At 45.0% G+C, this 12,037-nt stretch carries 11 protein-coding genes; 9 read left to right on the forward strand and 2 right to left on the reverse strand.

From position 1 onward, the window contains the following. Positions 1-44: 44 nt before the first annotated feature. From VR7878_RS03720 to VR7878_RS03740, 5 genes are all read left to right on the forward strand, one after another. Positions 45-410 (forward strand): response regulator, encoded by a 366-nt coding sequence (locus VR7878_RS03720; RefSeq protein ID WP_077333582.1) that lies wholly within the window; start codon positions 45-47, stop codon positions 408-410. Further along, positions 407-988 (forward strand): chemotaxis protein CheC, encoded by a 582-nt coding sequence (locus VR7878_RS03725; protein WP_077333583.1) that lies wholly within the window; start codon positions 407-409, stop codon positions 986-988. Before VR7878_RS03720 ends, VR7878_RS03725 begins: the two co-directional genes overlap by 4 nt. A gap of 8 nt (positions 989-996) precedes the next feature. After that, positions 997-2,316, forward strand: coding sequence for an ATP-binding protein (locus VR7878_RS03730; protein ID WP_077333584.1), 1,320 nt, complete (start codon positions 997-999; stop codon positions 2,314-2,316). Between the two features lie 44 nt (positions 2,317-2,360). After that, on the forward strand, positions 2,361-3,704 hold the full coding sequence (locus VR7878_RS03735) for a sensor histidine kinase (protein ID WP_077333585.1): 1,344 nt from the start codon (positions 2,361-2,363) through the stop codon (positions 3,702-3,704). A gap of 256 nt (positions 3,705-3,960) precedes the next feature. Next, entirely contained in the window at positions 3,961-5,304 is a 1,344-nt protein-coding gene (locus VR7878_RS03740) for a response regulator (RefSeq protein WP_077333586.1), read from the forward strand. A 38-nt stretch (positions 5,305-5,342) separates the two neighbouring features. Here VR7878_RS03740 and thiD read toward each other — a convergent pair whose 3' ends face one another. Continuing rightward, positions 5,343-6,185, reverse strand: a complete 843-nt coding sequence (gene thiD / locus VR7878_RS03745; protein WP_077333660.1) for a bifunctional hydroxymethylpyrimidine kinase/phosphomethylpyrimidine kinase — start codon at positions 6,183-6,185, stop codon at positions 5,343-5,345. Positions 6,186-6,515: 330 nt separating this feature from the next. On the opposite strand from thiD, the gene VR7878_RS03750 reads away from it, so the two are divergent. The 4 genes from VR7878_RS03750 to VR7878_RS03765 all read left to right on the forward strand — a co-directional run bounded on the left by VR7878_RS03750 (position 6,516) and on the right by VR7878_RS03765 (position 10,465). Next, positions 6,516-7,571 (forward strand): FecCD family ABC transporter permease, encoded by a 1,056-nt coding sequence (locus tag VR7878_RS03750; protein WP_077333587.1) that lies wholly within the window; start codon positions 6,516-6,518, stop codon positions 7,569-7,571. Further along, positions 7,571-8,359: an ABC transporter ATP-binding protein gene (locus tag VR7878_RS03755; protein WP_077333588.1), complete on the forward strand. Its 789-nt coding sequence runs from the start codon at positions 7,571-7,573 to the stop codon at positions 8,357-8,359. The genes VR7878_RS03750 and VR7878_RS03755 overlap by 1 nt, the downstream gene beginning before the upstream one ends. 155 nt (positions 8,360-8,514) lie before the next feature. After that, positions 8,515-9,189, forward strand: a complete 675-nt coding sequence (locus tag VR7878_RS03760) for a response regulator transcription factor (protein ID WP_077333589.1) — start codon at positions 8,515-8,517, stop codon at positions 9,187-9,189. 1 nt (position 9,190) lies between these two features. Beyond that, positions 9,191-10,465 (forward strand): sensor histidine kinase, encoded by a 1,275-nt coding sequence (locus tag VR7878_RS03765; protein WP_077333590.1) that lies wholly within the window; start codon positions 9,191-9,193, stop codon positions 10,463-10,465. A 67-nt stretch (positions 10,466-10,532) separates the two neighbouring features. On the opposite strand, the gene VR7878_RS03770 is transcribed toward VR7878_RS03765, so the two are convergent. Continuing rightward, the gene (locus VR7878_RS03770) at positions 10,533-11,972 is read right to left on the reverse strand and encodes a sucrose-specific PTS transporter subunit IIBC (RefSeq protein WP_077333591.1); all 1,440 of its coding nucleotides are present in this window, start codon (positions 11,970-11,972) and stop codon (positions 10,533-10,535) included. Between the last annotated feature and the right edge of the window lie 65 nt (positions 11,973-12,037).

Genomic DNA, 12,037 nt, shown 5'->3' on the forward strand with positions numbered 1-12,037 from the left:
CAACAGCGCAGCGTTGAGGATTTTTGACTGTGGGGGAGATGTAAATGGCGATTAATGTAACGATAGCGGATGATTCAAAAATGTCGCGTAAATCAGTGATGAGAGCATTACCTGAGCGATGGGATGTGAATATTCACGAAGCGTCGAATGGGAAAGAGGCGATTCTCAATTATAGTCAGGGGCTGGCGGATGTGATGTTTCTCGATTTAACCATGCCTGAAATGGATGGTTTTCAGGTTTTGGAGCACCTGCATCAAATTGATGCGAAAAGTATTGTGATCGTCATTAGTGCAGATATTCAGCCTTATTCTCAGGAAAGAGTGAAGCAATTAGGTGCCGCATCATTTATTCAGAAGCCGTTGGATCCGACACAATTGGAACATGTATTACATGGGGTAGGGTTGCTATGAATACGGTTTTTTCCGCAGATCACCAAGATGCGCTCCAAGAGTTTATGAATATATCGATGGGTCGGGCAGCGAATAAGCTGGCGACTTTACTCGATCTTCATATCACGATTTCTGTGCCGAATATTCGTTTAGCCACCGATGAAGATTTAGCCCGACTGCAAAAATCAGAGGCGGATTACTATTATACGCGGCAGTCATTTTTTGGCGGGATGGATGGGGAGCTGATTACGTTGCTCAGTCGTCTCGGGTGCCAACAGATTGTGACAGATTTGAATCGGATTAAGGGCGATACTTCCAATTCAATTAATATAGAAGAAAGTATTCTGGATATCTCGAATATTCTGTCCGGAGCGAGTCTCAGGGGGTTGTGTGAACAGATCGGTGTTAAAACTAAGATTCAGCCGCCGGTATTATTTGAACCCTCTAAGCAACCTTTACCGATCTCTGAGTGGAAGCTTTCTCTAATCATGGAAATTTCATTTCTGGTTGAAAAAGACTCGTTTTCAGCGAGGACGATTATCTGTTTTGCGGACAGGGAATTAGACAGAATGCTTGAACGCCTGGATGAATTATTATAGGAGTCACTATGGCAAAAAGTAGGCTATTGCTGTCAGATTTATTAGATCAGCTCAATTTTGCATTGTGTATTATTCGTAACGATTACGTGATTGTTAAAGCAAATGAGTATTTTCAGTCACGGGCGATCTACGCGGGTGACACAATGCAAGGGCAGAATGTTCTGACGCTATTTCCTCAGTCGGCTGATTATCTGAAGCGCAAAATAGATACTGCATTAGTGATTGAATCATCGAGTTTTTCGTCATGGGAGCAAAAACCCCACGTTTTACCCTTCAAAAGTTCTCGTCCGGTATCGGGCGAAGAAGAGCAGATGTTCCAAAATTTAGAAGTGATACCGATTCATAATGAAGATGGCTCGATTGAGCATGTTTGCCTGTGTATTTATGATGTGACCATTCAAGCCAGCCAGCAAGCGCAGCTACGGAATATTTCCCAACAATTGGAAGCTGAACATCAAGCACAAAAGTTGTTGATTAAGAAACTGGAAGATACTCAGGGGCAGTTGATTCAATCTGAAAAAATGGCATCTATCGGTCAGCTATCGGCGGGGATTGCGCATGAGATTAATAATCCGGTCGGTTTCATCACATCGAATATTCAGACATTGCATGATTACTTTCAGCGCCTGGCTCAAGTCATCGATAAGATGAAAGAGATGATTGACGAGGCAGGTGATCGTGCTTTGGCGGAACATTGTGAAACCGTTTTACACCAGCAACAAGTTGATTTTATTTTAGGAGATACATCTGATTTAATTCAGGAGTCGTTGGAAGGGTCATCCCGGGTGATGTCGATTGTGAAGAATCTGAAAGATTTCTCGCATGTTGATGGTTCGGAGTGGGGATATGCGAGTCTTGTGAATGGGATTGAATCAACACTGAAAATCATTCATAACGAGATTAAGTACAGTATTAAGATTGAAAAAGATTACCAGCCTGATATTCCGGATGTTTATTGTCAGCCTATGCAAATCAACCAAGTATTGCTGAACGTTTTACTGAATGCCAGTCAGGCAATTGAAGGGGAAGGAACGATTTATATCGCTGTACATCAGGCCAATGACCGCTATGTTGAAATTCGGATTCGGGACACGGGAACTGGCATTCCACCTGAAATTCAGGATCGTATTTTTGATCCATTCTTTACTACGAAAGCTGTTGGCTCCGGCACAGGGTTGGGATTATCGGTATCTTATGGGATTATTAAAACGCATAAGGGGACAATTGCCGTTCAGAGTGAGATCGGCGTCGGCAGTGAGTTTATTATTCAGCTCCCTATCGATGAAGTAACCGCAACCGATGAAGCCATTGCACAAGCAACAAGATGAGTTGTGCTGTCTGGTTTTGACCTGAACAGTGAAGGGTAGATAATGTGGGACATCCGTCAATAAAAAACGACATTCAAGTCAAACCGGTGATTTTTTCTGAAGCGGTGCAGCCATTTACAGAAAAAAAGTGCACAGAAAAAAAATACACAGAACAAACCCTTTTTCTGGATATTCTGCGGTTGATGCTGGCAACTGAAAGTCAGGACGACAGCATCGACCTGTTTCTCGATTTCATGAGAAAAACCTTTGCTAATACAAAAGTCTATCTGTTTGCTCTCCATGAACCTGAGGTGCTGCGTTTAATTCGTTCTCATCCGGTATTGACCGGTTCGATCTGTGAGCAGTCCTTTCCGGTTTTGACACAAGATGAGTTTTGTTTGATTGAGCAACTCGAAAACTCTGCTTTCTGGGCTGAACATTATGCCCCGTTTTTCCCGAAAATGAGCAAAGCACTGGTGGTGACTGTTCAGGTTCGTTCTCGTCACTATGTGATGCTTTTGACTTCCCCGTCTGAAGTGCTGTGGCAGCAACACAATTTAGAGACATTGTATTACATTGTTGAAACGGTGAAGATTGCGCTCACTTATATTACATCGACCGAGGTGATATATCATAAGCGGGATATGGAACAGACCGAGAAATTTGCTTCTTTAGGGAAACTGGCAGCGGGCGTTGCCCACGAAATTAATAACCCTTTGGGATTCGTTATGAGTAATTTAGGGACGTTAAGTGCCTATATGGACGAATTTAAACAGTGGATTTCGGCATTGCCTGATGCACAAAAAACAACCATAGCCGATGTGCTGGATGACAGTGCGGATATCATCTCTGAGACACTTGAAGGTTTGACCCGAATTCAGAATGTTGTTTCGAGTTTAAATGTCTACAACCATGTGGCCAGTTCAAACGTTAGGGTGGTTGACCTGCGGGATGTGATTAGTTCATCGCTGGGACTGATTCTGGGTGAGCTTAAGATGCGGGCTAAGATTGATTATCAGGCTCCGGAGCGAGCTATGTATGTCAAAGGCCAATCCAATAAGCTGCAACAGGCTTTTATCCATTTGCTCATGAATGCTTTTCAGTCGATTACCAATGCCGATGGTGTGATTCGCATTCAGCTGACATATGAAACCAGTATATTGCAGCCAAGAAAGCGCAATCTTTGTTTGTCGATCCAAGATAACGGGAAAGGGATTGCCGAGGAAGATTTACAACATATTTTTGAGCCGTTTTTTACCACCAAGCAAGTGGGGAGCGGTGCCGGGTTAGGGTTATCGGTTGCCAAAGAAATTATTGAAGAGCACCTTGGTTTCATCTCGATTGAGTCTGAATTAGGCAAAGGGACTGAGGCGGTGATTCGGTTGCCTTGTGTTGTCAGCATGCCTTAGGCGCAATCTAATCGTCAAATTAATGTTCCCTTGGCTCATCTCTGCCAGAGCCGCTCAAAGCCATCTCTGATATCAAATCAATGCTGATGACCGATCCATTTCCGGGACATTTTTCACCAATTCTTGAAAAGTATAATATAATTGAATTACTTACAGAGAAAATTCTCTTGGCAGTGATTCGGGGTCGGTAGCTCGATCTGATCAGTTCAAGCACAACATTGTTCTCTCACAGCAAACAGAAGCGGGAGCGATCATCATGGAAAGCCATGCAACAGCGTCGGAACGACTGACTCTGCTCTTATTAGATGATGAAAATGATATTCTGAAAGCGCTTAATCGGGTGCTGCGTCTTGATTATGATGTCGTGAGTTTCAGTGATGGTCGGGAAGCATTGACGTATTTGAAAGAGAATGAAGTCTCAATCATTATTTCCGATATGCGAATGCCCGAGATGGATGGTGCGGAGTTTTTATCTCAGGCGAAAGAAATTGTACCGGATGCGATCAGGATTCTTCTGACGGGATACAGCGATATTCAGTCGACCGTCAGAGCGGTGAATTCCGGAGGCATTCACACCTATATCAGTAAACCTTGGGATAATGAAAATTTAAAACTGATCATTGCTAAATCTGCTGAATTTTTCCGTTTAACCAAAGAAAGAGAGCGATTAGCACAAGAACTCGAAGAACGTAATCAACAGCTTGAAACTATGAACCAGGCGTTGGAAGCATCCAATCAGAAATTATCTGATTTTAACCATCAACTGGAATTACAAGTTCAGGAAAGAACCAAAGCATTAAGTTCATCGAACTCCCGGCTGGAAATGTTGTTGAAAAGCCGCAATAAAACTTTCAGAGATATTCTGGGGATGGTGACTGCGATTATTCAGCATCGAACTGGATTCCCCGCAGATCATGCTGAGCGGATAGCTAATCAGGCGAAATCCGTTGCCCAGCGTCTCAAATTACCGGAGACAGAAATCGGACATATCTATTTGTGTGGTCTCATGCACCAGATTGGCCTGATTGGTGCGCGGGATTCGGAAATTGAAATGACCAAAGTCGATCCGGAAAGTCAAATCCCGATTTCACCGAGCGCAAATGCGGTTGTCGGAGCAACGATTGTCGAACGAATCAAGCGTTTTGAGCCATTGGTCGAAATTATTCGTCATCAGGATGAACTCTATAATGGTCTGGGACGGCCGGATCATTTGCGAGGGCAGGAGATACCGATCGGCGCCAGAGTGATTAAGGTGATTAAAGATTATGATTTTTATGTTGCTTCACCTTATAACCCGAAGAGAATGACCACTCGCAGTGCGCAAGGCTACCTCAAACAACAGGCAGGTGAAATATATGACCCGCAGGTAGTTGAAGTGTACCTTGAGATGCTGAAACAGCCCAGCAAGGTCGAGGAAGGCGTCGAACTTTGTATCGGTTTGAGTGAAATTAAACCGGGGATGGTGATTAAACGCGATCTCTATCTGCCGAATGGCAACCTGATGTTAACTGCAGGCCATGCCATCAGTGCCGCTTTATTGTCTCGGTTGAAGTCAATCGAGAAGCAGACCAATATGCCGATTACGGTTTATATTGGTTGATGATACCGAACCTACGGAGCAGATTGACGAGCCGTTGATTATTGAGCAGCAGATTGTGGATAGAAATGATGTAGCGGCCCTTTTCCCTGACCCACATCCAATTGATGCGCATAACGAATTGCACCGGTAATATAGCTTTTCGCGGTTTCGACTGCGGCAGGGAGTGAATAACCCCGGGCTAAGTAAGAAGCAATGGCCGAAGCAAGTGTACAGCCTGTGCCATGGGTATTTGTTGCATGGATCCGAGGGGCGCTGAACATTGTTGTTGCTGAGGCTGTGATTAACCAATCATGACTGTAATGCGGGTCATCGGCATGGCCGCCTTTGAGTAAAATAGCAGGCAGACCGAGTTGTTGTAAATCCGCAATCATTGCAGGGCTTGCCCACATCTGCTTATCACCTGAGTTCTCCGTCGGATAACCAAGCAGCACTGCTGCTTCAGGAAGATTTGGCGTGATTAGATCAGCCATTGGCAGCAATCTGTCTTGTAATGGTTTCAAGGCTGCCGGACTCAGCAACGTCCGGCCACTGGTTGATAACAAGACAGGATCGATGACCAGATGACGGGGACGAACCGCCTGAAGCTTGTCCGCGACAGCTTCAACAATCTCGGCATTGGCGAGCATTCCTATCTTGACGGCCACAATGTTTAAGTCTGAAAACACTGCATCAAGCTGTTGCGTCACATGGCGGACAGGGAAGGGGAATACATCGAATATACCTTGCGTATTTTGAGCGGTAGATGCGGTCATCACAGAGCAGGCATAACTACCGGTTGCGGAAATAGTTTTGATATCAGCTTGAATCCCCGCACCGCCACTGCTGTCACTACCGGCTATGGTCAGTACAACCGGAATTGATGATGAGGAAGACGGGATCATATCTGTGTGTCCTTTTCGATTGTACCGTGGCGGAGGGCGGCAATTTTGCTGAGTGAAGATGATTTTAAACATCCAATCGATACGATATCAACCATCTCATGCTGACTGATATAACATTATTTTGAAAATAAGAATGACTCTCATATTTGTTTAGATATAATGCAGTCTCTTTCTGATTTTTAGATGCAGCAGCGTATTATCCGTTATCCACGATTTTAGTCAGAGAAATGGAGCCCGGGATGACAATGGACGGGGATACCTTGCTGTTCGTATTACCGATTTATGATAGAAGTTATGGTTCATCGAGCCATATGTCACCGGAGTTAAAACATGCAAGTCGATTTAATGCTTGAAGCCATTGCAAAACAGAGAGCGAATGAAAGAAGGCGTTGGACCGTCATTGGGACGATTCTGGCAATACTCGCTGTCTCGTTTATTCTCGATGTTGCTACCGGGCCGTCAATGCTTGATGTATCACAGGTCAGTAACGCATTATTGCAGTGGCTGGGTTTTTCTGTTTCAGTCGACCCGATGACACAAGTTATCGTCACCAATCTTAGATTACCGATTGCTCTGATGGCGGTGATTGTTGGTGGTTCGCTCGGTATCGGTGGTGCAGAAATGCAAACGCTGCTGAATAATTCGATGGCGAGTCCTTATACATTGGGCATGGCTGCCGCGGCAGGGTTTGGTGCTGCGCTCATGCTTTATATGGACTCTCTGGGACTGGAATCATACATTGCCGTACCGCTGGGGGCTTTCTTCTGCTGTATGCTTTCCGCCTGTTTTCTCTTTGCGTTGGCAACGATGCGCCATATCACTTCCGGACAGTTAATTCTGGCCGGGATTGCATTACTTTTCCTGTTCCAGTCATTGTTGTCACTGGTTCAGTTCGTCTCGTCTCCGGAACTGAGTCAGCAAATCTTATTCTGGCTATTTGGTAGCCTTTCGAAAGCAACGTGGACAAACCTGATTATTACCGCAGTGATAACGGTTATTTGTATGCTGATGTTATTGAAAGATTCTTGGAAACTGACCGCATTGCGGTTGGGAGAAGAGCGGGCTAAAAGCCTCGGTGTTCATGTTGCCCGTCTGCGGCTGAAAACCCTGTTTATTGTTGCAGTGATGACAGCAACAGCGACCAGCTTTGTCGGGATCATCGGTTTTGTCGGGATTGTTGCACCGAATATTGCCCGGATGCTGGTCGGGGAAGACCAACGTTTCTTCCTGCCGTTATCTTTTTTGATCGGTGCTTTCTTACTGTCCAGTGCGTCGGTTCTTTCTAAAGTGATTGTCCCGGGAGCACTGTTTCCGATTGGGATCGTCACCGCGATTATCGGGGTACCGTTTTTCTTCTGGCTCATTATTGGTAAAAGGCGTTCATAATGCTGCATGTGACTGACTTAAATTTAAATATTGATGGGTTAACTTTGGCGGATCAAATGGGGTTCAGCCTTCAGCCCGGCAAAGTAAGTGTCATCATCGGTCCGAATGGCACAGGGAAGAGCACATTATTGAAAACTCTGTTTGGCGATATTGTTCCTCAGTCCGGAGAGATCGTATTTGGTGACCAAAAACTTCAGCCTAAGCAAATTTCGGCCTGGCGCCAGCAATTTGGTTACATGCCACAGGATATTCGACTGGATGCCAGCCTGACGGTGACTGAAGTCGTCTTACTCGGTCAATTGGATGCATTGAGCCTGCGGGTTGATGATCAAATGCTGGAAGATGCGCTGGCTGCATTGGAACAAATCGGTTTATTACACCTGGCGAACCGGGATGTCCGGACTTTGAGTGGCGGACAATGTCAGATGATTCTATTTGCACAGGCACTGATGCGTCGTCCTGAAATTTTAATGTTGGATGAGCCGGTAAGTGCATTGGATCTCCATTTTCAACATGTCTTGCTGGACCATCTGGTTGAGCGGACGGAAAGCCAGCGTTGGGTGACATTGATGGTGTTGCACGACTTGAATCTGGCCGCGCAGTATGCTGATCATCTACTGGTTCTCAAACAAGGCAAGGTTGTTGCGCAAGGAAGCCCGCAAAAGGTATTAACCCCGCAATTAATTCGGGATGTGTATGGTGTTGATGCTGAAGTAACGCATGACCAGCTAGGAATTCCTTTTGTCCGGACATTACGTTCCGGTCGTGTCAACCGCGCAGCAGCATAATCACAGCTTCTTGATGAAGTTAACCGACTCTTAACCAAAATTTTATTACATTACGTGTGGATATAGACAATAGACACACGTAACCTGAAGATGCTTAGAATGATGATTCAGCAATCGGGTAAAAATTGCGGGTAAGAGGGTGAGCAGAATTTCAGATGCTGAAAGTATTACTTGTCGAAGATGATTTAGATTTGGCGACCGCCATCATCGATTACATGGCGCTTGAGGATATCGAAGCGGATTATGCAGCCGACGGGCAGATTGGTTATAACCTCATTACCAGCCATACATACGATGTGATTGTGCTGGATTTAAACCTGCCTAAAATCGAAGGGCTGATGGTTTGTGAGCGGGTTCGTTCTCAAGGCATCCAAGTCCCGATCTTGATGCTGACCGCAAAAGATACACTTGATGATAAACTTCGGGGATTTTCAAAAGGTGCAGATGACTATCTGGTGAAACCGTTTGAGATGGAGGAGTTGATTGCGCGGGTGAACGTCTTATCCAAAAGAAAGAGCGGACAGATTTCCAAGCTGGTTGTCGAAGATTTGGAGTTAGATTTGGCGGGCAAAGAAGTTCGTCGAGCCGGTGAATTACTGAAGCTTTCTCCTATCGCGACCAAGATTCTCGAAGTTCTGATGCGAGAATCCCCTTCTACGGTTTCACGGGAAAAACTCATCCAGACGGTTTGGGGCAGTGAACAGCCCGATAGTAACAGTTTAAAAGTTCATATTTTCAACCTGCGCAAACAGGTCAACAAAGAAGGTTTCCGCCCGTTAATTCACACCATTCCTAGTTTTGGTTTTGCTATCAAACCAGCGGAAGACTGATATGCAAATTCGTCGTAGTCTGAAAATTTATTTTCTATTTGCCGTGATTTCGGTCGGAACACTGGTCGTCCTCGTTTTTTCTACCTTAGCCGCAAGTTTCTTTATCCAAGGTTCTGATGTGACCATCCGTTACAGTATGACTCAGATGGCACGTGAAATCGCGAACTCAGAGATGCAACCCAATAATTTAAAGGGGTTTGCTGTGTATCAGCGTTGGGAAGATATCCCTGAGCTTGTGAGGAAGCATATCCCGAAATTGCAGAGCCATCAGGCTTTTGGCAAATATATAAAACGGGACAACTGGTTTGATATTCCGACCACCACCGCTTTTGTATTACGTTATGATGATGCGACACAAGGGACGTTCTACATCTCTTGGGTTTTTACGGATATCGTATCTCACCTTCGACAAAATAATGCCGATACCAATTATTATCTGCGCATTATGATCTACGCCATTATTGCGATTACCCTCTTTACATTGATTATGGTGGTGCTATTACACCGGATTGCTATTCCGATTGAGCGCCTTATCGGCTGGGCAAAAGAGCTCTCTTCCGGTAACCTCAACCGCGCAGCCCCCGATTTTTACTACAACGAGTTAAATAATCTGGCTGAAATTATTCATTCAAGTTTACAGTCAGTACAGACAACCCTGAATCGAGAGAAGCAATTTCTGTCTCATGCCAGCCATGAGTTAAGAACGCCTATTTCAGTGGTTCGAAGTAATAGCCAGTTGATGAAACGTCTCCTACAAAAAGAAGGAACCGAAGAAAAGCAACAGGAAGTGCTGGATCGGATTCTTCGGGCCGGCATGACGATGACCGAGTTGTGTGAGACGCTACTATGGTTGAATCGGGGTCAGTTTGACAATTTATCGACGGAGCCGGTGGATCTGGAAAAATTAGTACATCAGATCCGTTATGAACTGGATTATTTGGTTCGTGATAAAGAGATTGATATTACTATCGAAACTGAGCCCGCCAGTTATCAACTGCCTTTGGGCATGGTCAGAATTGTATTGGGGAATCTGATCAGAAATGCCTTTCAGCATACTTATCATGGTCAGGTAGAAATCATTCAGTTAGGGCAAACGGTGAAAATTAGAAATTACAGTGCTATCGGCGATACGGACGAAAGCCTTGGCTTCGGCTTAGGACTGCAATTAACCAGCTGTATTATCAAACATTATCAGTGGCCTTATCACGTTGAAGAGCTGGCAACCGGGAGAGATGTGTATATTAGCTTCACTGCTGTTGAGACGGATAGTGAATAAATCTCAGCAATGACAGATATAAAAAAAGCCCATCAATGATGGGCTCGGGGGCATAGGTGAGAGTTAATTAAGCCACAGCTTTGGCCTGCTGTTTGGCTTTATTTCTCACACCGAGAGCATAAGTTAATCCAAAGGCCGTGATAAACGAAATGGCCATACCAATAATATAATAGCTGAGTTTTGCCGGATTAATGGAAATAATTCCCGGTAAGCCTGCTGCGCCCAGTGCATGTGCTTTGACATGGAAAAATGTAATGAAAGCACTGGAGACAGCTGAACCGGTGATTGCGGCAATGAAAGGATAGCGCATTTTTAAGTTGACACCGAACATAGCTGGCTCTGTGATACCGAGCAGTGCTGTAATCCCTGATGGGATTGCAATCCCTTTCAGTTTTTGATCCCGGGTTATCATACCGACAGCGAGAGATGCTGCACCTTGGGCAACGTTAGACATCGCCGCGATAGGGAAGATAAATGTACCGCCGGTGACTGCAATATCAGCCAGAAGCTGTGTTTCAATCGCAATGAAACTATGATGCATACCAGTAATGACGAAAGGCGCATAAATTAAACCAAAAATTGCTCCGCCGATAAAGCCTGCCGATTCATATAGCCAGTTCAGTCCGTCACCCAATAAGAAGCCTAGATCTCGTGTAAACGGACCGACAACGGTAAAGGTGAGGAAACCGGTAATGAAAAGTGCCAGTAGCGGTGTGAGCAGGTTATCCAGTACTGAAGGAACCACCTTCCGCAGGTTAAGTTCAATCTTCGCCAGAATGAATGCGCAAACCAATACCGGCAGGACAGAACCTTGATAGCCGACTTTCTGAATCTCCAAGCCTAAAATATTCCATGTCGGGATTGTCCCGTGGACAGATGCACTACCGAATCCCCAACCATTGAGTAAATCCGGGTGAACCATCAACATCCCGAGAGCGGCACCGAGGAATGGATTTCCGCCGAATTTTTTGGTTGCGGAGAATGCCAGTAAAATCGGTAAGTAAACAAACGGAGCATTGGCAAAAGTATTGATCATGCTGGCAAGGTCAGCCAATCCGGGGTTTGCATCAATCAGCGACTGACCATCAATGAATAGCCCCTTGGCAGTGAGGACATTAAATATCCCCATCAATAAACCACCGGCAACAATCGCTGGAATGATGGGAACGAAAATGTCAGACAGGCCTTTGACCGCGCGTTGGATAATATTTTGTTTCTGAGCACCTGCTTGGGCAACATCATTGGTTGACATTTCAGCCATACCGGTGGCTTCAGACATAGCGGCATATACTTGGTTGACAATTCCTGAACCAAAAATAATTTGGTATTGTCCGGCAACTTTAAACTGGCCTTTAACACCTTCTATTTCACTGATTGCATCTTCATTAACCACAGATTCGTCTTTAAGTGCTAATCTCAAACGAGTTGCACAATGTGCCAGTGCTTGGATGTTCTGCTTGCCACCCAGATGCTCTAGCAGCTGTTTCGCGATGACTGGATAGTCCATAACTTACTCCGATTCTGTTATTGGATTATATTTCTTGTGTATAAATAATTTTATGTTTTGGGAAC

Source organism: Vibrio ruber DSM 16370, assembly GCF_900163965.1.
GTDB classification, from domain to species: Bacteria; Pseudomonadota; Gammaproteobacteria; order Enterobacterales; family Vibrionaceae; genus Vibrio; species Vibrio ruber.

Coding starts and splice junctions, on each gene's coding strand:
- VR7878_RS03720 (WP_077333582.1), top strand. CDS start 45: ATGGCGATTAATGTAACGATAGCGGATGATTCAAAAATGTCGCGTAAA.
- VR7878_RS03725 (WP_077333583.1), top strand. CDS start 407: ATGAATACGGTTTTTTCCGCAGATCACCAAGATGCGCTCCAAGAGTTT.
- VR7878_RS03730 (WP_077333584.1), top strand. CDS start 997: ATGGCAAAAAGTAGGCTATTGCTGTCAGATTTATTAGATCAGCTCAAT.
- VR7878_RS03740 (WP_077333586.1), top strand. CDS start 3,961: ATGGAAAGCCATGCAACAGCGTCGGAACGACTGACTCTGCTCTTATTA.
- thiD (WP_077333660.1), bottom strand. CDS start 6,185: ATGATCCCGTCTTCCTCATCATCAATTCCGGTTGTACTGACCATAGCC.
- VR7878_RS03750 (WP_077333587.1), top strand. CDS start 6,516: ATGCAAGTCGATTTAATGCTTGAAGCCATTGCAAAACAGAGAGCGAAT.
- VR7878_RS03755 (WP_077333588.1), top strand. CDS start 7,571: ATGCTGCATGTGACTGACTTAAATTTAAATATTGATGGGTTAACTTTG.
- VR7878_RS03760 (WP_077333589.1), top strand. CDS start 8,515: ATGCTGAAAGTATTACTTGTCGAAGATGATTTAGATTTGGCGACCGCC.
- VR7878_RS03765 (WP_077333590.1), top strand. CDS start 9,191: ATGCAAATTCGTCGTAGTCTGAAAATTTATTTTCTATTTGCCGTGATT.
- VR7878_RS03770 (WP_077333591.1), bottom strand. CDS start 11,972: ATGGACTATCCAGTCATCGCGAAACAGCTGCTAGAGCATCTGGGTGGC.